Genomic DNA, 20,689 nt, shown 5'->3' on the forward strand with positions numbered 1-20,689 from the left:
TTTATTCATGTGTTCTTATGAGACAGGCGGTATCATCCTGATGTTGCCAGGCTGGGACCGTCACCGGATTTTCGATGGTGACGGCCCATATGAACCGGGGCTCTAGACCGCGATGGATCTGGCTGCCGTCGCGAAGGTTGTGGGTATGGGACTGTATACCTTGAATTGTGCGCGGCATGCCGGTCGCGATAGGCCGCGGATCATCCAGAAGACCGCGCCCGTGACATTTGAGGACCGCCTCCTTGCCGGCCCAGAGAGCCAAAAATACCGCGGGGCGTTGCGACGTGGAAAACTGCCGGAGCCAATCGGCCTCTTCATGCGAAAGTACCAGTGGCGCAAGATGGCGGATCTCCGCTTCGTCCAGCCTTCCCGGCTGCTCGATATCGAGGCCCACGCGACCGTTGCGGCTTACCGCAAGTGCAACGATGTCCGCCGTGCGGGAGAGATTGAAATCGATATCGGGGTGATCCGGCAGATAGGGCCGCCCCTCGGGCGAGAGCGCGATGGCGACGGACTGCGGTGCGCAGCCGGTGGCCCGGGAGAGAACGCTACGGCAAAGCAGGCGGCCCGCGACGAACGAGCGGGCAGCTTCACGCGAACGGAAAGTGGCTGCGCGCTGCCGTTCGGCCGGGCTCAGCGTCGTGTCGGGAACGGAATGCCCCGCGCGCAGATGCAGGCTGTAAAGCTCGATCTGCGCGCGTGCGTCTTCCAATGATGGTGCGAGCACCTATTCCGCAGCCTGGCCCAGATGCGCGGGGAGCCGCGCCGCGCCGCCTTCGCTCTCCCACTGCACGACGGGATCGACCTGTACCAGATCGAAATGGTCCCGCCCGACAAGGGCATTGGCGATGACGGCGCTACGCCAGGCGGCGAGGCTGAGCTGCGGTTCGGCTATGCCGTGGCTGTGGCGTCCGGCATTGAGCACGAAGATGCGGTTTTCGCGCGGGCCGTCCCACGCCAGCGAGAAATCGCTTTCCAGCACCGGCTCGCCGAGCGAGTTGAAGGCGATGCGGCTTTCCAGCGATTGCAGGAATTCCGGTAGCACGAAGCGGTAACCCGTAGCGAACACCACCTTGTCGACGGTGACCGTCTCGATGCTCTCGTCGAAACCGTTGCGCATGGTCAGCGTGATTTCGGAACCCTCCTGCTCGGCGGCGATGACGTCACGGAAGGGCCGTAGCGAAACGCCGTGATCGACGCCTTCGCCCGCCTCGAACTGCCGCTCATAGAGCCGGCGATAGAGTTTTTTGAGCGTCGAGGCGGAAACGCCGTCGCTGGCGAGCACCTGCCGGCGCGTGTGGATCAGCCGCAACTCTTCCGGAAGGCCATGGAAGCGCTCCATGTAGCTCGGCGTGAACAGCTCGTTGGTAAAGGGCGTCGCATCGAGCGGCTCGAAATTCGGCCGGCGGCTGATCCAGTGCACGGCCGAAACGCCGTCGCGCTCCAGCAGCGCATCGACGATCTCCGCGCCGCTCTGCCCGCCGCCGATGACGGCGACCCGCCCGGCCTTCACCTCGCCGAGCCGCGCCACGGCCTCGCTGCTGTGGAAGGTCGCGGATTTCGATAGCGCCTCGGCCCAGGCCGGCCGCGACGGCAGTTTGCCGACGCCGACGGCGAGGTTTTTCGCATGCACGGCCTCGTTGTCGGTGGCGATGGCGAAGCGGTCGCCGGCAAGGTGCACGTCGCGCAGACTGGTGCCGAAGCGCAGTGAGGTGAGGCCACGCGCCACCCAGCCGAGATAATCGGCGAATTCCTTGCGCGGCACGGCTTCATACTCGGCGTTGATGAACTGGTAGAAGCGCTTGTGCGCCACGAGATAGGCCAGGAAACTCCAGGGGCTGGTCGGGTTGGTGGCGGTCACCAGGTCCTTCAGGATGGAGGTCTGCATTTCCGCGCCGGGCAGCATCATGCCGGGATGCCAGGCGAAGGCGGCGCGGCGCTCGAAGAAGCGCACCGAAAGCTCGGGGATCGAATCGAGCTGGGCGGCGAGGCTGAGGTTGAACGGTCCGATACCGGCCCCGACGAGGTCGAGCACATGGGATGTCATGATGGAACTCCAGAAAGAGGGCATTTAGAGGAGGGAAGGGAGGAAAGCCTGGTCCAGCCGCCGGGCGAAACGCTGGTGGAACGGCGTCTTGCCGATGATCGTCAGGTGGTTGGTGCCGGTGACGATCTCCGATGCGGTGGCGTTCGGTGAATAGCGACGCCAATCGATGACGTTGAGTGCGCGGGTGAGGGAATCTTCCGCGGCGAAGGCGTGGATGCGGAAATCCGTGGGGGTGAGGCGGTAGTTGCGGAAGATCATCGCGTTGTCGACGAGGATCCAGAACGTGTGCTCCTCCGAGCCGATATCCGGCCCGTCCGTCGGCAGGGCCACGTTGTTCTTGACGATATGCGAGAGGAACTGCTCGTAGACCTCCGCATCCATGGCGGCGAAGAGGCGTTTCCAGTCCTCGCGCATCGGCGTTGTCGCAAGCCATTGCTGCACGGCCGCATGGGTCCGGTCGCGAACACCCTCGGCAAACTTCGGCAGGATGCCGACGGTGAACTCCTCGTCCATGTCGCAGACGTCGACCATGCCGATCATCCTAAGATCGATGTCGTTGCCGAGCTGGCGCGCGGCCTCGTAGGCGAGCAGGCCGCCCCAGGACCAGCCGAGGAAGGCGCAGGGCCGGCCCTTGGCCTGCCGCCGCACCGCCTCCGCATAGCGCGCCGTGATGTCCTCGACGCGGGTGCTCAGCGTCTTGGTCTCGGTCAGCGAGTAGCAGATGAAGCCGGTCGCCGGCTGGTCCGGGCCGAGATAGTCCACCAGCCGCATATATTCGCGGGTGCTGACGAGCAGGCCGGGGAAGCAATAGAGCACCGGCTTCTCGCCGTTCCGCCGGAGATAGACCACATCGACGCCCGCCTCGTCGCGGCCGCCCTCGATGGCCAGCGCAAGGTCGCGGATGGTCGGGTGGTTGAACATGTCGGCGATCGACAGCGGCCATTCGGGATGGCGCATCTTCAGGCGCGAGACGATGCGCACCGCCGCCAGCGATTGCCCGCCGATCTCGAAGAAGTTTTCGGTGACGCCGATCTCGCCGATGTCGAGAATATCCTGCCAGACCGAGAGGATCGCCGTCTCCTTCTCGCCCGCCGGCGGAACCAGCGCCCGCTCGATGCGCGGGGCGGGTAGCGCGGCGCGGTCCAGCTTGCTGTTCGGGCCCATGGGCAGGGCGTCGATCAGCATGATGGTCTGCGGCACCATGTAATCGGGCAGAGCGGCCACAGTGGCGCGGCGCAGGTCCGTCACGCTCAGCGCCTCGCCCTCGCGCGGCACCACATAGGCGACGAGGAAGCTGCGCCCGCCCTCGTTGTGCAGCAGCACCACGGCCTCGGCGACGCGCGGATCGGCGCGCAGCACGGCCTCGATCTCGCCCGGCTCGATGCGGAAGCCGCGCAGCTTGATCTGGTGGTCGACGCGCCCGGCGAATTCGACGATGCCGTCCTCGCGCCAGCGGCCGAGATCGCCGGATTTGTAGAGCCGGCCGCTGCCGGAGAACGGATCGGGGATGAAGCGGTCGGCCGTCAGTTCGGGCTGGCCGAGATAGCCGCGCGCCACACCGCTGCCGCCGATATAGATCTCGCCGATGACGCCGACGGGCACCGGCGCGAGATCGGCGTCCAGCACATAGATGCGCCGGTCGCCGACGCCGCGGCCGATGGGCGCGACCGCGCCCTCGAAGCGCGTGCCGGCCGGGATTTTCCAGATCATCGGCGTCATGATCGTCTCGGTCGGGCCGTAGCCGTTGATCAGCAGTTTGGCCTTGAGGTTTTCCGTGATCATGTCGAAGACGGCCTGCGACAGCGCCTCTCCGCCGAAGGAATAGAGCCGCAGCCGGGGAATGTCGGCGTTCTCGCCGGCATATTCGGCAAGGCCGCGCACATAGCTCGTCGGCAGGCTGGCGTTGTTGACGCCGTGCCGGACCATCATGGCGAAGGCGTCCTCGGGCGTCGCCAGCTTGTCGGGCGCGAGAACCACGCCGCCGCCGGCCATCAGCGGCACCATCCAGCGCTCGTGGCCGCCGTCGGAGGTGAAGGGCAGCACCGGATATTCGCAGGAGTCTTCGCTCATCTCGTAGATGCGCAGCGTCGCCTTGCAATGGTGCGCCAGCGGCCCGTGTTCGACCGCGACGCCCTTCGGCACGCCGGTCGAGCCGGAGGTGTAGATCACATAGGCGAGCTGGTCTGGCGCGATGACGGTGGCGGGCGCGGTCTCGGCCTCGCCCGAAAGGTCCGTCGTGTCGAGGTTGAGCATCGGCGTGGCGATATCGCCCGGCAGGTTGGCGATGTGCTTCGTGCGGGAGATGACCAGCGACAGGCCGGGCGCGGTGAGGATATGCCGGTTGCGCGCCTCGGGATGGTCGGGTTCGACCGGCGTGAACGCGCCGCCGGATTTCAGCACGGCGAGAATGGCGACGATGGCGTCGACCGATTTTTCGAGCGCGATGGCGACGCGTTTTTCCGGGCCGATACCGAGCGCGATCAGGCGGTGCGCCAACCGGTTGGCGGCGGTTTCGAGGTCGCCGTGGTTGACGGAACGCTCGCCCTGCGCAACGGCGAAGGCATGCGGCCGGCGGCGGGCCTGCGCGGCGATGACCTCGTGGATGGGCGTGCCGTCGTCGGGCGCGGGCGTATCCGGGTAGGGCGCGGAGAGCCGGTCCAGTTCTTCACGCGAAACGAAGGGGATGTGCCTAATCGGCTCGTCCGGGTGGCTGGCGAGGCGCGCAAGCGCAATCGCCAGATCGTCGGCGAAGCGGGCGACCTGCTTGCGGTCGAGCTTTTGCGGATCGAAGCCGAAGCCGATGGACAGCCGCTCGGCGGAAAGGCGCGAGACGGTCACCACCAGCTCCGCATCGCGGCGGGCCGGCGGTTCCGCGACGGCGCGCACGCCGGCCAATTCGGCAAAGCGGAAGGGCGGGCGCACGTCGAGGATCGTCCTGGCGAGGCTCGTCGTGTCGAAACTTTCGTCGCGGCGCAGCAGCGCGTCGGCAAGCGCTTCGAACGGCACGGACTGCCCGGCCGCCGTGGCGATCTCCGCCTCGAAGGCGGCGCGGGCGTCGGCGAGGGTCATGGCCCCGGTGAGCGCCGTCGTCAGCACCAGCACGTCCTCGCTGCGGGCGGCGATTTCCGGCGCGGACGGCCGAGTGACGAGGCCGATGCGCTGCGCGCCGTGGCCGGAATGCCTGCGAAGCGCAATGCCGAGCGCCGCGAGCATGTCGCGCGCCGTCTCCTCGGTCGATTGTGTCGGTGAGACGGGCACATCCAACCGGTGTTCCGCCCAGATCTCATCGACTAGGTCGCGCCCGACGGCCTGCGGGACGAGCGCGGCGACGCTGTCCTGCGCCGTCAGCCGCCGGAACCAGAAATCGACCAGCGGCTGCGCGGGAACGCGCGGCGCGCCGTTGCCGGCCATCCAGGCCGCGACGCCGCCGCCACCGACCGCCGCGGGGGTATCCCCGCCGAGAATGTGCAGAAAATCCGTCGCGAGAAGGTCGAGCGTTGCGGCATCGGCCAGCACGGCATGCAGCGAAAACACCGCGCCGTGGGCCTCGCCGTTTTTCGTGACGAGGGTGAAGCGGGCCGGATTGTCGCTCGCCAGATCGACCGGGCGGTTCCGCTCTGCCGCAACGGCCGCGGACAGCGCGTCCTCGGCATTGCCGGCACTGGCCGCTTCCACGACGGCGACGGCCTGGCCGCTCGTCAGGACCTGCTGCACCGCGCCGCCGGCCCGCGCTTCGAAATGCGTGGTGACGAGGGGGTGCAGGCGCGACAGGAGGGCGAGGGCTGCGTGCGCCGTCGCAAGGGCGACGGGCGGGAAGGTAACGGCAAGAATTTGCCGTCCGTAGACGGCCTCGTTGCCCGTCTCCGACAAGAGCCAGATTCGCGACTGTGCCGGCGATAGCGAACATCTCGCCACCGGAGCGAAGTCGTTTGCCGCCTTGGCGTTCCGATCATGAATTGTCATTTCTTCGCCGCTCTCTCGATGGAATCGTAATATATTATGGACATGACGAATATAATCATACAGTCCTCTCGGAGGTTTCTGTAATCTTAGAGCTTATATGATCGATATTCATGCCATGCATGCATAGATCGATTGGGATTCTCTCCGCCGTTACATCGATGCGACCCAATGACGAATGAGCGCTGCGTGAATTCAGAGAAAAATCAAAAAATATTCTGAATTCGACATGGCCTCATTCGTCATTGCCAAACCAGTGACCGCGCATGAATCGCCGGTCGCGCCCCGGTTTCGAGAGTGGAGAAGCACCATGAACGCCTATGTCGCCGTCAGCGAAACGATGCGGGAAACGCCCGATGGCCTGCGCTTGCCGGCGACGGGGGCGCTCAGCCACACGCTGGCCTGCGGCCAGCCGCTGCGCGTGCTGCCGGGCAAGGCCGCCGGTGGCTTTCGGGTCGAGCACGAGGGGGAGGAGGTGGCCTCCGGCCATCTCGCCGGCCCGTCCTCCCGCCTGCTGACCTTCGAGGCTCTGCCGGCCTCGCCCGTTGCGACCGACGATATCGTCAACGCCGTGCTGGAGGCGGTGCTTGCCGGCAATCCGGCGCTCGGCGCGGTGGATGTCGCGCTTGCCGACGAGGGGCTCGCGCAGCGCCTTCTGGGTACCGGTGCGCTCGAACGGCACGGCGAGCGGCTGGTCGCGCGGCCGGAATCCTTCTTTCAGTTGCAGAAACCCTGGCTCGGCGGCGTTCCCGCCGCCTATCCGGAAGTTTCGACGCTGACGAACGGCGCGCTGCATCCGCAGCGCCCGCCGAAGCCGGTCGGCCGCGTCTACAGCCGCTTCATTCCCTGGCTGAACACGGAGCTTGGCTTCCACGTCGCCGATGTCGAGGCGGATCTGCCGCATTTCCATCGCTGGATGAACGATCCGCGCGTGGCGGCGATCTGGGAGGACGCCGGCGACCTTTCCTACCATCGCGATTTCATCGCCGGCCGTCTTGCCGATCCGCGCACCCTGCCGCTGATCGGCACCTTCGGCGGCGTGCCCTTCGGCTACTTCGAGCTCTACTGGGCCAAGGAAGACCGCATCGGCCCGCATTACGAGGCGGACGGTTACGACCGCGGCTGGCATGTGGCCATCGGCGAGGACGACTTCCGCGGCAAGGCGTTCGTCAGCGCCTGGCTGCCCTCGCTGATGCACTACATGTTCCTCGCCGATGCGCGCACCCGCCGCATCGTCGGCGAGCCGATCCACCACCATCGCCAGCAGATCCGCAACCTCGACCGCTCCGGCTTCGCTAAGGTCAAGCACATCCAGTTCCCGCACAAGAAGGCGCTGCTCGTCATGCTCCTGCGCGAGCGCTTCTTCATGGACCGGCTGCTGTCTCCCGATCTCTCCGACCTGTCAGGCCCGGATGGCCTGCCCGTTGCGGGCTCGTTGGCGCGAGACGCCGCGTGATGAAAACCGCCGTGGACATGAACGATCCGCGCATCGTGCGGCTCGTTCTGACCGTCGCGCTGCCGGCGGTGGCGGGGCTTGCCGCCAATGCCGGGCACCATGCGGTCAATGCCCTCTTCCTCGGCGCGCTCGGGCCGGAGGTGCTGGGCGGCGTCGGGCTCGTCATGCCGCTTTTCCTCTTGGTAGGGGCCGCCGGCCAGGGGCTTGGCATCGGCCTTGCGACGCTTCTGGCGCGCCGTCTCGGCGAGGGGGACCGCGCCGGGGCCGCTTTCGTCGCGATGACGGCGCTCGCGGCGACCGTGCCGCTCGGCGTCGCGCTCTCCGTGCCGATCTATCTCGGCCTGCCGGCCTTCGCCGGCGCGCTCGGGGCGGGCGAGGCGCTGCTTGCGCCCGGCCTTGACTACGGCCGGCTGCTCGCCATCGGCCTGACGCTCGGGCTGTTGCAGGTGGTCTGCGACTTCATCGCCATCGCCGAGGGCAATTCGCGCTTTTCGATGATCGTGCTGATCGCCAGCTTCGCGCTCAACATCGTGCTCGACCCGATCTTCATCTTCGCCTTCGGCCTCGGGGCCGCCGGCGCGGCCCTCGCCACTGTGCTTTCGGCTGCGGCGGCGCTCTGCTGCTATGCGGTCTATTTCCTCCGCCGATGGGGCGCTGTGGACGTTCTTAACGGGAACATCCGCTGGTCCCTGCTGGGGCCGATCGGGAAAATCGGCGTGCCCGCCGCTGCCACGACGCTGGTGACCGGCATCGGCCTTCTCCTGCTGATGCGGGAGGCCGCCGTCCACGGCGGTGATGCGGGCGTCGCCGCGACCGCCATCGCCGTGCGGCTGATGACGCTCGGCCAGCTCCCCGTGCTCGGCTTCTGCCTCGGCGCGCAGAGCGTCGTCAGCCACGCCTTCGGCGCGGGCGACGCCGTGCGGCTGAAGCGCGTCATCCGCTTCATGCTGGCCGTGACGGTGCCGGCGGCGCTTTTCTATGCGGCGCTGCTGTTCGTCGCCGCCGAGCCGGTCGCGCGCCTCTTCACCGACGACCCCGCCGTCGTTCGCGAGGCCGGAGCCTGGTTGCGCGCGCTCTTTCCGGTCTTTCCGCTGGCGGCCTTCCAGTCCGTGCTGCTCGTGCTGCTGCAATCGCGGGGCCGGGCGGGGCTTTCGGCCCTGGTCGGGCTCGCGCCGCAGGGCTACCTGCTCATCCCGCTGCTGCTTCTCCTGCCGCTATGGGCGGGGTTTGCCGGCGTTTCCGCCGCGCCTGCGCTCGCGGCCCTGCTGGCGGCCGTGCTCGGCCTCTTCGTCGCGCGGCACGAATGGTCCACAATTCCCCGGATCGCGCCGCAGCTTGCCAATCCATCGATCCGCCCTTCCTGACTTATGAGGAACACCATGAACGAGACCCCGAGATTCGACGCCTACCGCCATGCCGAAGCGCTGCCGCCGCTGCGCGACGACCCGTTCGACGCCGCCGTGCCGCCGATCTACCAGACGTCGCTCTTCCTCTTCGAAAGCTACAGGGAGCTTGAGGATGTCTTTGCCGGCCGTTCGAAAAAGCCGATCTATTCGCGCGGCGACAATCCCACCGTGCGCCTGCTGGAGCGCCGCATCGCCGATATGGAAGGCGCGGAAGAAGCCCGCGCCTTTTCCAGCGGCATGGCCGCCATCGCGGCCGCGGTGCTCGCCTTCGTCGGCCCGGGCGACCGCATCGTCACCGTGCGGCACGTCTATAGCGACGCCTTCCGCTTCTTCGAAAAGGTGCTGAAGCGCTTCGCCATCCTCGTCGACTATGTCGACGGCACGGACACCGAGGCGATGCTGGCCGCGCTGCCCGGCGCGCGGCTCGCCTATCTGGAAAACCCGACCTCCATGGTCTTCGAATTGCAGGACCTGAAGGCGATCGGCGAGGCCGCCCGCCGCCACGGCGTGGTGACCATCGTCGATAATTCCTGGGCGACGCCGCTCTACCAGAACCCGCTGAATGTCGGCATCGATCTCGTCATCCATGCGGCCTCGAAATATCTCGGCGGGCAGAGCGATACGGTCGCCGGCCTCGTCGCGGGCTCGAAGGCGCATATCGACAGGATCAACAGCGAGATCTACCCCTATACCGGCGCAAAACTCGCGCCCTTCGAGGCATGGCTGGTGCTGCGCAACCTCGAAACCCTGCCGCTGCGCCTGCGTCACCACCACGAGGCCGGCCTTGCCGTCGCCTCCTGGCTTCAGGCGCATGAGGACGTCACCGACATCATGCACCCCGCCTTCTACGATCATCCCGGCAAGGCGACCTTCCGCGGCTTCGGCGGCCTGTTCTCCTTCGCGGTCTCGGACCGGATCGACGTCGCCGCCTTCGTCGATGCGCTGCGCCTGGTGCGCATCGGGGTGAGCTGGGGCGGGCCGGAAAGCCTCGTCGTGCCGGCCAAGGCCGCGCTCAGCATCTCGCCGGAAACCAACGTCTTTGCGCGCTTCGGCGTCAGCGACCGCACGATCCGGCTGAATGTCGGGCTGCATGAGGCGGAGAGCGTCATTGCCGATCTGGCGCAAGCCTTGCTGGCGGCGAAACGCTAGAGAGTGGTATCATCGCCCCGCATCATGCCCGGAGCGGAGCGGCCTTGCCGCTCCGCTCTTTGATATTCCCCGAACGCACAGAGACACCATGCCCCTCTCCAATGAAACCCTGATCGCGCTTGCCGGCGAACACGGAACGCCGCTCTGGATCTACGACGCCGCCGCCATCCGCCGCCGCATCGAACAGCTCTCCGCCTTCGACGTCGTGCGCTATGCGCAAAAAGCCTGTTCGAACATCCATATCCTCGGCGAGATGCGCAAGGCCGGTGTGCGGGTCGATGCCGTCTCGCTCGGGGAGATCGAGCGGGCGAAGCGGGCGGGGTATGCCACCGGCAATGCCTCGGGCGCGGCCGATGTCGTCTTCACCGCCGATCTCTTCGACCGCCCGACGCTGGAGCGCGTCGTTTCCGACGGGATCGAGGTCAATGCCGGCTCCATCGACATGCTGCGGCAGCTCGGCGAACGCTCGCCGGGCCACCGCGTCTGGCTGCGCCTCAATCCCGGCTTCGGGCACGGCCACAGCAACAAGACGAACACCGGCGGCGAAAACAGCAAGCACGGCATCTGGTTCGAGCAGTTGCAGGACGCCATGGCGCTGGTGCGCCAATATTCCCTGACACTTGTCGGCCTGCACATGCATATCGGCTCCGGCGTCGATTACGGTCATCTGGAGCGGGTCTGCGGGGCCATGGTGGATCTTTGCCGCAATCTCGGCGCCGATCTCGAAGCCATCTCCGCCGGCGGCGGCCTCTCCGTGCCTTACCGGGAGGGGGAGGAGGAGATCGAGCCTGCGCATTATTTCTCGCTCTGGGATGCAGCGCGGCGGGAGATCGAGGCGCATGTCGGCCATGCCGTCAGGCTCGAAATCGAGCCCGGCCGTTACCTCGCCGCCGATTCCGGCGTGCTCGTCTCGGAAGTCCGCGCCGTCAAGACCATGGGGCGGAACCGCTTCGTGCTCGTCGACGCCGGCTTCAGCGAACTGGCCCGGCCCGCCATGTACGGCAGCTACCACCATATCACCGCCATTCCGGAGCGAGCGCAAACCCTCCCGACCATCATCGCCGGCCCCTTGTGCGAATCCGGCGACGTCTTCACCCAGACGGAGACGGGAACGGTGCTGCCCCGCGACCTGCCCGAGGTCGCGGTCGGCGAGCACCTGGTCTTCCATGGCGCGGGGGCCTATGGCGCGACGATGTCGTCGAACTACAACAGCCGGCTCTATGTGCCGGAAGTGCTTGTCGACGAGACCGGCGCCCGTCTGATCCGCCGCCGCCAGACGCTGGACGAGCTTCTGGCGCTGGAGACGATCTAGCGGCGCCTTCGAAAAGGGGCGGTCTGGTTCGCTGCCGCACGCCGGGTTCGCGGCGAACACTGCGGCGGCGAACGACATTCGAAGTCCGGCGGGCTTCCTGCCGTGACCCTGCGGGCTTTCGGTTGTGGATCGTGGTGCCGGATCGCCCCGGAGAGAGGCCATGACGGTTCTTCCGGTCCCGCCTTTGGATCCCGGTCCGCTGCCAGCGAGCGCCATTTCAACGCCGTCTTCGGGATGAGGCGACGCTCCCGGTGTTGGTGCGGTGCACAATGAAATGTGTCATTTCTTTGAACAGTCCTGCTTGACATTCGTCCAATATAGAGGTCAATTCCTGTTTACCGGAAATATCGTTCGGTATGTCGGACGGGGCGAGGAGGCCTTGTTTCAATAGATTTCAGTTGCTCGGGGCCTGCGCACCGTACGGATAATCACCGTGCGAAGGAGACGCTCGTCGTTCCGCAACGACTGTTCGGCATGGGCTCAACAAGAGGGGAACTAGAATGAGCGAGAAGCTGATGACCAACCGTAGAACTGCATTGAAGCTGTTCGGTGCGGGTGCTGCTGTTTTGACGATGCCATACATCATCCGTCCGCGTCCTGCCTGGGCGGCAAACGGCGTGCTCAACGTCACGACCTATGACAAGTTCCTGCCGCAGGAATTCATCGACAAGTTTCAGCGCGACACGGGTATCGAGGTTCGCATCCGCCTGACGGACGACCAGGGCAAGCAGTACAACCTGCTCACCGCCGAGGGTGCCAATCCGTCGACGGACATCGTCACCGTCGCTGGCCATCGCTATTCGCAGTTCATTGATTCCAAGCTGCTCCAGCCGCTCGACACCGGCAAGATCGCGAACTGGAAGAACCTCAACTCCGCCTATCAGGACGCCACCTGGGCGCGCGTCAACGGCAATCTGTGGGGTCTGCCGATCCTCGCCGGCTACGAAGGGCTTGCCCGCAATGTCGACTATGTGAAAGACGCGCCGAGCTGGGAGATCATGTTCGATCCGCAGTACAAGGGGCAGACCTCCTACATCGTCAGCGACTTCATGACGATCGTCATGCAGTATCTCGGCCACGACGGTGACTTCACCACCTATGTCGACAAGCCCGATATCGCCCAGAAGGCGACCAATGAAGCGCGCGACTTCCTGATCAAGCACAAGGACATGGTGCGCAAGTACTATGACGCAGGCTCGGAAGTGCAGCAGATGTTCATCAACGAGGACATCTATCTCGCGCATTCCTGGTCCGGCCCGGCGGCAAAGCTCATCATCGACGGCCACCCGATCAAGCTTTCCGTGCCGAAGGAAGGTACGTTCGGTTTCTGCTACACGCTGAACGTGGTCAACAACGCTCCGAACGCCGAGAACGCCTACAAGCTGCTCGACGCGATCCTCGCAACCCCGGAAGTGGGCGCGGCGATGACCCGTCAGTCGGGCTACAGCTCGACCATAAACGGCGTTGGCGATCTGCTGAACGAACGCGAGAAACTCGCTTCGACGCTGCCGCAGGAAGAAATCGAACGCATCATCTTCTTCTCCTCGGTCAACCGCGACATGAAGAACGAGATGATCGACCGCGCGACCGCAGAGGTCAAGGCGGCCTGACGCGCTGGGTTTCGGCCCTGCCTGCCCGGTCCCCGGAGTGTTCTGACGCTCCAGGGGTCGGGCAGGCGGCTCGTCCATTTCACCAAACAGTGCGCGATGACTGTCCGCTGGCCTTGCCGCGCGGTCACGGTCGCTCTGCGCCAACCGAGATTGTCCAATGGTGAGTAGCAACACGACAGCCGGATACGGCACGGCGCACGACACGGCCGTACCGAAATACTCCACCGGCATAGCGAAGGTGGTCAATTCCGCGCTCTATCGACACACGCTCGGGGCGGCGGTGGAATCACGGATCGGCCGCGTCCTGCTTCTGGCCGGCGTGCCGCTGATCTGGCTGATCATGCTGCATGTCGGGCCGATCTATCAGATGCTGAAGATCAGCCTTCTGTCGCAATACCCCGTCCAGCCGGGCAGGGAGTCGCACTTCACGCTCGAAAACTACGCCATTTTCTTCCGTGAGGCGATCTACTTTACGCCCCTGATCCGAAGCTTCGTCTTTGCGACGGGTGCAACGGCGCTGACCCTCGTCGTGGTCTATCCCGTGGCCTACTACGTTGCCAAGATCGTCAGGCCGGAGGGCCGTTCCAAGGCGCTTCTGCTGCTTCTGGTGCCGTTCTGGGCCGGCGAGCTCATCCGGACGTTCTCCGTGATCATGCTGCTCGCCAATCGTGGTGCGCTCAACGTGCTGCTGCGTGACATCGGCCTGATCGACCGGCCGATCCCGATGCTCTATACGTCGTTCTCGCTGGGCTTCGGCCTCGTCTACCTGATCTGCCTCTACATGCTGCTGCCGCTCTACTCGGCGATCGAAAAGATCCCGTCGCCGCTGCTCGACGCGGCTGCGGATCTCGGCGCGGGCCCCTTCACGCGCTTCCGCCGGATCATTCTGCCGCTGTCGCGCGACGGTATCGTGTCCGGCTGCTGCCTGGTCTTCCTGACCTGCATCGGGGTCTTTGCGACGCCCATGCTGCTCGGCGGCCCCAACACCGTACTCTTTCCTGAAACGATCAGCGGCTTCTTCCATGGCGCCAGCGACAAGTGGCCGGTCGGCGCCGCCTTCGCCCTGATCATGCTGGTGACCGCACTGATCGCCGCCGCTATCTTCATGCGGCTGGTCGGCGGGCGCAAACGGAGGGCAATCTGATGCGCACCCTGTTTTCTGATGTCCCGCGCACAACGCTCACGGCGTTCTACTGGGCCTTCATTCTCTACCTGCTTCTGCCGCTCACGCTGATGATGGCAATGAGCTTCAAGGATGCGAACTTCGTCGCCTTCCCGATCGGCGAATGGACGTTCGACTGGTACATCAAGGTGATGCAGGACAAGCAGTTCCTGGAAGCCTGCCTCTATTCGATCATGATCGCGGCGGCGGCGACGCTTGCGGCGACCACCCTCGGCGTCTGGATCGCCATGCTCATCGTTGCCGACGGCATTCGCGGTCAGGTCGTGCTCTTCGCGCTCGCCTGCCTGCCGGCGGTCGTGCCGGGCATGATCTCGGCGATCTCGCTTCGCATCTTCATCTCGACCATCGACCTGCCGACGGGAACGGCGGCCATCATCCTCGGCCATACCGTTCATGCCGTGCCCTTCGTGGTCGTCATGGCGCTGACCCGCCTGCGCTCGATGCCGGGCAATCTCGTCGATGCGGCCCGCGACCTCGGCGCCGACAGCATCGTCGCCTTCTTCCGCGTGACGCTGCCGTACCTCAAGCCGGCGCTTGTCGGCGGCATGATCTTCTGCGTGCTGCTGTCGATCGACGACTTCGTCCGCACCTTCTTCCTCGGCGGTTATCGCCCGACCTTGCCCATGCTGATCTTCGCCAAGGTGCAGGGCGGCATGTCTCCCGAGATCAACGCAATGGCGACACTCGTTCTCGTGGTTACGGCTGCCGTCGGACTGTACGCCGAATACTTCACCCGCCGCGCGAGGACCCGCTGATGGAACCCGTTGTTCAATTCGACAATGTCACCAAGAGCTATGGCGGCTATGTCGCCGTCGAGAACCTGAACCTGAGCATCGAGCCGGGCAAGTTCGTCACGCTTCTTGGCCCCTCCGGATGCGGCAAATCCACGTCGCTGCGCATGCTCGGCGGTTTCGAGACGCCGACATCCGGACGCATCCTGCTCAGCGGCAAGGACGTCACGCGGGTGCCGCCGAACAAGCGCAACGTCAACATCGTCTTCCAGGACTATGCCCTCTTCCCGCACATGACCGTTGCCAAGAACATCGCCTTCGGCCTCGAGCTGAAGGGGCTTGATAACGCGAGGATCCATCGCCGGGTCTGCGAACTGCTGGAGCTGGTTCAGCTTCAGGACTATGCCAAGCGCCTGCCGGCGGAATTGTCCGGCGGCCAGCGCCAGCGCGTGGCGCTCATGCGGGCACTGGCGCCGGATCCGGACGTGCTGCTGCTCGACGAGCCGCTGTCGGCGCTCGACGCCAAGCTGCGCCAGCAGATGCAGATCGAGCTCAAGGCCATTCAGGAGAAGACCGGCAAGACCTTCATGTTCGTGACGCACGATCAGGAGGAGGCGCTGACGATGTCGGACACGATCGTGGTCATGAACAAGGGCCGCATCGAACAGATGGGCGATCCCAACACGCTGTACGGGCGTCCCGGCTCGGTCTTTGTCGCCAACTTCATCGGCGAGACCAATCTGTTGCGCAGTGCCGTTCTCGGCTTTGAGGACGGCGTGGCCGCGCTGAACTGGAACGGCGTCACCATCAAGGCGAATCCCGGCGGGCTGGCGCCGAAGGTCGGCGACAATCTCTACGTCGTCCTGCGTCCCGAGGCCATTCATTGCTCTGCGAGCGAGCCGGCAACTGCCAACCGCATCAAGGGCAAGATCCGCCAGCGGGTGTTCAAGGGCAATCACACCTCGATGATGGTCCAGGTCGGCGACGGCGCCCTGCTGAACACCCTGGTTCACCCGAGCGAGGTCGAGCAGCTCGACGGCGAGGACGTCTGGCTCGGCTGGAAGCCCGAGACTGCGACGGTCATCCCCGACCGGCGCGCGAACACCTAGACGAACAGCGCCCCGCACCCGAACGGTGCGGGGCGTCCGGAAGCAAGGCGGCCGATGCGAGCGAAAAGCTCCACCGGGCGAGGGAGGTGAACCATGGCCTATGACGTTGATATGCCGATTCAATCTGCAGCTACGAGCCTGCCGGAGCTGGAACGGCGTGTCCGCGACGATCTCGCCTGCCTTTGTTATCCCCCGGCAAACTGGGTCGTGCCGACGCCTCTCGCAGAACCGGTTCACGATGTCGTCGTCATCGGTGGCGGCATGTGCGGCCTCGTTACCGGCTTTGCGCTGATCGGCGCCGGCATTCGCAACATCCGCATCTTCGACCGCAGCGAGCCGGGTCTCGAAGGGCCGTGGCTGACCTATGCGCGCATGGAAACGTTGCGCTCGCCCAAGCAGCTGACCGGTCCGGCCTACGGCATGGCATCGCTCACATTCCGTGCCTGGTACGTCGCCCAGTTCGGCAACGACGCCTGGTCTGCGCTCGACAAGATCCCGCGTCCAATGTGGATGGAGTATCTGCGCTGGTATCGCAAGGTGCTCGAGCTGCCGGTCGAGAACAATGTCGAGGTGACCGCGATCCGGCCCGAGGGGGCGCTGATGCGGCTGATGACCTCGGGCAAGGGCGCCCGGGAGACCTCCGTGCTCGCCCGCAAGGTCGTCATGGCGACCGGCCGTGACGGCATGGGGCACCCCAGCATTCCGGATTTCGTCAACGGCTTGCCGGAGACATACTGGGCGCATTCCTCGCATGACATCGATTTTGCTGCCCTGCGCGGCAAACGCGTCGTCGTTGTCGGTGTCGGGGCGTCGGCGGTCGACAATGCCGCCGAAGCCCTGGAGGCCGGCGCAGCCGAGGTTCGCCATCTCATCCGGCGCAAGGAAATGCCATGCATCAACAAACTGATGGGCATCGGCTCGTTCGGTTTCACCGCCGCATTCCCGCAGCTCGGCGACGCCCGGCGCTGGCAGATCATGAATTACTCCTTGCGGACCCAGACACCGGCGCCGCGCGGCTCGACGATGCGGGTCAGCCGCCATCCGAACGCCTATTTCCATTTCGACGCCGCGGTCGAGACGGTGGAGCTCGACGGCGACGAGATCGTTGTCGGCACGTCGCAGGGCAAGCCCGTGCGCGCCGACTTCCTTATTCTGGGGACGGGTTTCGGGGTTGATCCGCTGGCCCGCAAGGAACTCGACGGCTATGCCGACAAGATCCTGTTGTGGCAGGATCGCTTCACGCCGCCGCCGGGGCAGGAGAACGAGCAGCTCGGCAAGTTCCCTTATCTCGCCGAGGATTTCACTTTCCTCGAGCGTGTGCCAGGTGAGGCGCCCTGGCTTGCCAACATCCACAGCTTCAATTCGGGTGCAGCGGCCAGCCTCGGCAAGGTGAGCGGGGACATTCCGGGCATCAGCGAAGGCGCGTCCTGGCTGGCGCGCGAGATTGCCGCCAAGCTCTATGAGGAAAACTTCGGCCAGTACTGGCAGCGGTTGCTCGACTACGACACGCCCGAACTGCGCGGCGACGAATGGACCGCGTCGCCCTTGCCGGACGGCGAAACCCTTGATGACCGCAAGCAGGCATAGGAGGACGGAATGGCTGAGAACGAGGACGTGATTGCCGCAATCGTCGGGATCGAGCCGGGCAGCGCCCTGGCCGAAACGGTGGCCGGCCGCGCCGACATTATGGCACTGACCCAGCAGACGCATGATGGCGCGCTCACACCGGCGGACCCCGGCGGACTGTCGCATGCAGAGCGGGCCGCGCTCGCCTTGCGGATTGCGAAGATCAACGACCAGAAGACGTTCGAGGATCACTTCGAGGCCATGCTGGAGAAAGCCGGAATGCCGGAAGACGCCGCACGCATGGCCGACATCTGGTTCGACGGCGGCAGCGATGCGCGGGCCCGGGCGTTGATCCGCCATGTCGATCTGGTGGCACATTCGCCAAAGGATGCGACGCGCCGCGATATCGAACTGCTCCGGGAAGCCGGGATCGGCGATGCCGACATCGTCAGGCTCTCGGAGCTCGTCGCCTTTGTCAGCTATCAGATCCGGGTCGCGGTTGGCCTGCAATTGATGCGGGGGCTGGCATGAGCAAGACGATACACGAATTCACGACCGATGTTCCGCAGTGGAACCCCTATGTGGTTCCGCTGGATCTAGCCGAAGCGACGAACGAGCAGCTCGACGCGCTGAAGATCACGCCGTCCAACACCAAGGTTTCCGACTATGTGCTGGTGCTGGCGCATGACGTCGAGACGTTGAAGCACCGCTCGCCGCTGTTCAACGCCGTCATGTACAATCGCGGCGGGCTTTCGCGCGCCGAACGCGAGCTTGGCGCTGTCGGCGCCTCGATCGTCAACCGCTGCATCTATTGCGCGGCGGTGCATGCCAGCCGCTACAACCAGCTGACCAAGGAGACCGATGTCATCGCGGCGATCTTCACCGATGGCGTCGATGCGCAGATCGAGCCCAGGCTCAAGGCGATCCTGAATTTTGCGGTCAAGCTTTCGAAATGCCCATCCGATGCGACCGCCGACGACATGGCTGCTTTGGTCGCAGCCGGTTTGAACAAGGACGAAATCCTCGACCTCATCCTGTCGACCGCCTTGTTCGGCTGGGCCAACCGGCTGATGCACACGCTCGGCGAGCCGGTCGGGGAATGATTGTTCGAGATGCCCATGAGGCAGCCAGAGGGGGACAGTGCATGCTTTCGATCAATCCGCCCGAAATCGGACCGCGCCTGCAGGCCTATCGCAAGGAGCTGAATCTGACCCTTGCCGAACTGGCGGCCCTGTCGGGCGTTTCACGCTCGATGCTGTCGGAAATAGAACGCGGCAATGCCAACCCGACCTACGGCACCCTGTGGCACCTGACACGCGCGCTCAAGATCGACCTCAACAGTCTGGTCAGCGGCGCAAGCGAGGAGCGCAGCGGCTCCGTCATCGACCTGCAGCCGGGCAATCTGACGCCGACCATCCGCAGCGCGGACGGAACGTGCACGCTGCAGATCTTGTCGCCGGCCAGCATGGTGTCGCTGATCGAGTGGTATCTCCTGAGTTTCGAGGCCGAGGGGGAGCTGGTGAGCGACCCGCACGAAACCGGAACCGTCGAGCATCTGCACTGCACCAAGGGCGAGATTATCGTGCGCAGCGCGGGAAACACCATGATCGTGCGCGCCGGCGAGACGGCGCGCTATGCCGCCGACGTGCCGCATTCGCTGACAAGCGTCGGCGCTGTGGGAGCCGGTGCGTTTCTCGTCGTGGCGTCCGGTGATGTCGGGCCGCACACGCCGAGGGCATCGACACGCCCGAAGTAACGATCGGCCCCACGGCCGAAACCATGATTAAGCAGAAAGGAATTATCGATGCGGACAGGAATTGTCGGAGCGGGTTCGATCGCTTTTGGAACGGCGGCACTCGTCGAGCAGCAGGGACACGAGGTGACGCTGTGGTCGCCTTCCGGCGAACGCACGCGCGCGCTTGCCAGCGGTGAAGCGCTTGTCGCGGAAGGTGCGATCCAGGGCACCTTCCATCCGGCTGTCGCAACCAGCGCAGCGGAGCTGGTCGCGGGGGCAGAAGCGCTCGTCATCGCCCTGCCTGCCTATGGCCACAAGACCGTGCTGGACGCCATTGCCCCGCACATCACCTCCTCGCAGATCGTCATCTTCAGCTCGCATGCATCGTTCGGCGCGCTGTATCTCTCCCGCCTGCTGGCCGCGCGCGGCATCGTCATCCCGATTGTCGCATGGGGCACCACCGCCGTCTCGGGCCGGCAGTTGAGCCAGACGTCGGTCAATGTGAATACAATCCGCAAGCAGGTCGATCTCGCGACGGTGCCGGCCTCGGCCAGCGACGTGGGGCTCTCCGTCTGCCGGTCCCTGTTCGGCGACCGTTTCCGCGACCGGGGCAGCCTGCTGGCGATTGCGCTCTCCAACCTCAATCCGCAGAACCACATGGGCATTGCGCTCGGCAACATGACCCGCATGGAGCGCGGCGAGACGTGGAGCCAGGGGCAGAATGTCACGCCGAATGTCGGTCGTCTCCTCGAAGACCTCGACAAGGAGCGCATCGCCATCGCCACGAAGCTCGGCCTGGAAGTGCGCGATATCTTCCAGCATTTCCACCTGTCGTTCCATGTGCCGGTCAACTCCATCTCCCAGATGAACCAGGAGATGCACGCGGCCGGCAATGGCGGCAGCGGTCCCACCACCGCCGACAGCCGCTATGTGACGGAGGACGTTCCCTTCGGTCTCGTCATGACGGCGAAGATCGGGCGTCTCGCGGGCTATCCCGCGGACCTGCATGAAGCCGGCGTTCGTATTTTCTCGTCGATGTATGGCCGTGATTTCACCGCAGAGAACGACCTTCTCAACGCCCTCGATCTCGATGCGATGTCGCTGGACGAGCTCAAGGGTCTGTGCCGCGACGGGTTCCCGGCAGCCGCCTGACGGCCGCCTTCATCTGCCCGCCACGGCCATGCGTCCGTGGCGGGCAAAGGGAGCATGATGCCGGCGGACGGCACCGTGCTCCCTTCCGTTTGCCACCATGATATCCGATGCCGTGCCGCAAGGGGCCGATGCTGGAACGAGGTCTTTACTCCCCATGAACACCGCCTTTTTGTCCCATCTCTCCCAGGAAATTGATGCTCTCAAAACCGCGGGCCTTTACAAGGCCGAGCGGGTGATCACCTCCAGGCAGGCCGGCGAGATCGCCGTTGCCTC

Annotated in this window: 16 protein-coding genes and 1 pseudogene; 14 read left to right on the forward strand and 3 right to left on the reverse strand. The window is 65.3% G+C overall.

Annotated features, from left to right (window positions below; translation table 11 throughout):
* Position 1 precedes the first annotated feature (1 nt).
* From EXZ48_RS26265 to EXZ48_RS26275, 3 genes are read right to left on the reverse strand one after another with little or no spacing between them, the layout of a single operon-like run.
* Positions 2 to 712 carry a 4'-phosphopantetheinyl transferase superfamily protein gene (locus EXZ48_RS26265; RefSeq protein ID WP_165909428.1) on the reverse strand — a complete coding sequence of 237 codons (711 nt, stop codon included), beginning with the start codon at positions 710 to 712 and terminating at the stop codon, positions 2 to 4.
* A gap of 15 nt (positions 713 to 727) precedes the next feature.
* Positions 728 to 2,047 (reverse strand): lysine N(6)-hydroxylase/L-ornithine N(5)-oxygenase family protein, encoded by a 1,320-nt coding sequence (locus EXZ48_RS26270; protein ID WP_130519468.1) that lies wholly within the window; start codon positions 2,045 to 2,047, stop codon positions 728 to 730.
* Positions 2,048 to 2,071: 24 nt separating this feature from the next.
* The gene (locus tag EXZ48_RS26275; protein WP_130519470.1) at positions 2,072 to 6,010 is read right to left on the reverse strand and encodes a non-ribosomal peptide synthetase; all 3,939 of its coding nucleotides are present in this window, start codon (positions 6,008 to 6,010) and stop codon (positions 2,072 to 2,074) included.
* A 307-nt stretch (positions 6,011 to 6,317) separates the two neighbouring features.
* Here EXZ48_RS26275 and EXZ48_RS26280 point away from each other — a divergent pair, with 307 nt between their 5' ends.
* From EXZ48_RS26280 to EXZ48_RS35545, 14 genes and pseudogenes are all read left to right on the forward strand, one after another.
* A complete protein-coding gene (locus EXZ48_RS26280; RefSeq protein WP_130519472.1) occupies positions 6,318 to 7,463 on the forward strand; it encodes a GNAT family N-acetyltransferase in 1,146 nt (381 codons plus the stop codon).
* Positions 7,463 to 8,827 (forward strand): MATE family efflux transporter, encoded by a 1,365-nt coding sequence (locus EXZ48_RS26285; RefSeq protein ID WP_130519490.1) that lies wholly within the window; start codon positions 7,463 to 7,465, stop codon positions 8,825 to 8,827. Before EXZ48_RS26280 ends, EXZ48_RS26285 begins: the two co-directional genes overlap by 1 nt.
* A 15-nt stretch (positions 8,828 to 8,842) precedes the next feature.
* Complete coding sequence (locus tag EXZ48_RS26290; protein ID WP_130519474.1) at positions 8,843 to 10,018, forward strand: PLP-dependent transferase; 1,176 nt, start codon at positions 8,843 to 8,845, stop codon at positions 10,016 to 10,018.
* Between the two features lie 88 nt (positions 10,019 to 10,106).
* Positions 10,107 to 11,330, forward strand: coding sequence for a diaminopimelate decarboxylase (gene lysA / locus EXZ48_RS26295; protein WP_130519476.1), 1,224 nt, complete (start codon positions 10,107 to 10,109; stop codon positions 11,328 to 11,330).
* Positions 11,331 to 11,830: 500 nt separating this feature from the next.
* The gene (locus EXZ48_RS26300; RefSeq protein ID WP_088016596.1) at positions 11,831 to 12,940 is read left to right on the forward strand and encodes an extracellular solute-binding protein; all 1,110 of its coding nucleotides are present in this window, start codon (positions 11,831 to 11,833) and stop codon (positions 12,938 to 12,940) included.
* A gap of 157 nt (positions 12,941 to 13,097) precedes the next feature.
* On the forward strand, positions 13,098 to 14,084 hold the full coding sequence (locus tag EXZ48_RS26305; protein ID WP_050746842.1) for an ABC transporter permease: 987 nt from the start codon (positions 13,098 to 13,100) through the stop codon (positions 14,082 to 14,084).
* Positions 14,084 to 14,878: an ABC transporter permease gene (locus EXZ48_RS26310; RefSeq protein WP_023515470.1), complete on the forward strand. Its 795-nt coding sequence runs from the start codon at positions 14,084 to 14,086 to the stop codon at positions 14,876 to 14,878. The genes EXZ48_RS26305 and EXZ48_RS26310 overlap by 1 nt, the downstream gene beginning before the upstream one ends.
* Positions 14,878 to 15,963 (forward strand): ABC transporter ATP-binding protein, encoded by a 1,086-nt coding sequence (locus EXZ48_RS26315; protein ID WP_050746843.1) that lies wholly within the window; start codon positions 14,878 to 14,880, stop codon positions 15,961 to 15,963. The genes EXZ48_RS26310 and EXZ48_RS26315 overlap by 1 nt, the downstream gene beginning before the upstream one ends.
* A gap of 93 nt (positions 15,964 to 16,056) precedes the next feature.
* On the forward strand, positions 16,057 to 17,550 hold the full coding sequence (locus tag EXZ48_RS26320) for an NAD(P)-binding domain-containing protein (protein ID WP_023515472.1): 1,494 nt from the start codon (positions 16,057 to 16,059) through the stop codon (positions 17,548 to 17,550).
* A gap of 9 nt (positions 17,551 to 17,559) precedes the next feature.
* Positions 17,560 to 18,060 (forward strand): CMD domain-containing protein, encoded by a 501-nt coding sequence (locus EXZ48_RS26325; RefSeq protein ID WP_023515473.1) that lies wholly within the window; start codon positions 17,560 to 17,562, stop codon positions 18,058 to 18,060.
* Positions 18,057 to 18,632: a peroxidase-related enzyme gene (locus EXZ48_RS26330; protein ID WP_130519478.1), complete on the forward strand. Its 576-nt coding sequence runs from the start codon at positions 18,057 to 18,059 to the stop codon at positions 18,630 to 18,632. Before EXZ48_RS26325 ends, EXZ48_RS26330 begins: the two co-directional genes overlap by 4 nt.
* 41 nt (positions 18,633 to 18,673) lie before the next feature.
* A complete protein-coding gene (locus EXZ48_RS26335; protein ID WP_023516848.1) occupies positions 18,674 to 19,285 on the forward strand; it encodes a helix-turn-helix domain-containing protein in 612 nt (203 codons plus the stop codon).
* Between the two features lie 48 nt (positions 19,286 to 19,333).
* Positions 19,334 to 20,416, forward strand: coding sequence for an NAD/NADP octopine/nopaline dehydrogenase family protein (locus EXZ48_RS26340; RefSeq protein WP_130519480.1), 1,083 nt, complete (start codon positions 19,334 to 19,336; stop codon positions 20,414 to 20,416).
* A gap of 154 nt (positions 20,417 to 20,570) precedes the next feature.
* A pseudogene (locus EXZ48_RS35545) lies at positions 20,571 to 20,689 on the forward strand (glycine C-acetyltransferase); the annotation flags it as partial.

The sequence above is a fragment of the Shinella sp. JR1-6 genome (assembly GCF_004284735.1).
In the GTDB taxonomy this organism is placed as follows: Bacteria; Pseudomonadota; Alphaproteobacteria; order Rhizobiales; family Rhizobiaceae; genus Shinella.

Coding starts and splice junctions, on each gene's coding strand:
- EXZ48_RS26270 (WP_130519468.1), bottom strand. CDS start 2,047: ATGACATCCCATGTGCTCGACCTCGTCGGGGCCGGTATCGGACCGTTC.
- EXZ48_RS26275 (WP_130519470.1), bottom strand. CDS start 6,010: ATGACAATTCATGATCGGAACGCCAAGGCGGCAAACGACTTCGCTCCG.
- EXZ48_RS26280 (WP_130519472.1), top strand. CDS start 6,318: ATGAACGCCTATGTCGCCGTCAGCGAAACGATGCGGGAAACGCCCGAT.
- EXZ48_RS26285 (WP_130519490.1), top strand. CDS start 7,463: ATGAAAACCGCCGTGGACATGAACGATCCGCGCATCGTGCGGCTCGTT.
- EXZ48_RS26290 (WP_130519474.1), top strand. CDS start 8,843: ATGAACGAGACCCCGAGATTCGACGCCTACCGCCATGCCGAAGCGCTG.
- lysA (WP_130519476.1), top strand. CDS start 10,107: ATGCCCCTCTCCAATGAAACCCTGATCGCGCTTGCCGGCGAACACGGA.
- EXZ48_RS26300 (WP_088016596.1), top strand. CDS start 11,831: ATGAGCGAGAAGCTGATGACCAACCGTAGAACTGCATTGAAGCTGTTC.
- EXZ48_RS26305 (WP_050746842.1), top strand. CDS start 13,098: ATGGTGAGTAGCAACACGACAGCCGGATACGGCACGGCGCACGACACG.
- EXZ48_RS26310 (WP_023515470.1), top strand. CDS start 14,084: ATGCGCACCCTGTTTTCTGATGTCCCGCGCACAACGCTCACGGCGTTC.
- EXZ48_RS26315 (WP_050746843.1), top strand. CDS start 14,878: ATGGAACCCGTTGTTCAATTCGACAATGTCACCAAGAGCTATGGCGGC.
- EXZ48_RS26320 (WP_023515472.1), top strand. CDS start 16,057: ATGGCCTATGACGTTGATATGCCGATTCAATCTGCAGCTACGAGCCTG.
- EXZ48_RS26325 (WP_023515473.1), top strand. CDS start 17,560: ATGGCTGAGAACGAGGACGTGATTGCCGCAATCGTCGGGATCGAGCCG.
- EXZ48_RS26330 (WP_130519478.1), top strand. CDS start 18,057: ATGAGCAAGACGATACACGAATTCACGACCGATGTTCCGCAGTGGAAC.
- EXZ48_RS26335 (WP_023516848.1), top strand. CDS start 18,674: ATGCTTTCGATCAATCCGCCCGAAATCGGACCGCGCCTGCAGGCCTAT.
- EXZ48_RS26340 (WP_130519480.1), top strand. CDS start 19,334: ATGCGGACAGGAATTGTCGGAGCGGGTTCGATCGCTTTTGGAACGGCG.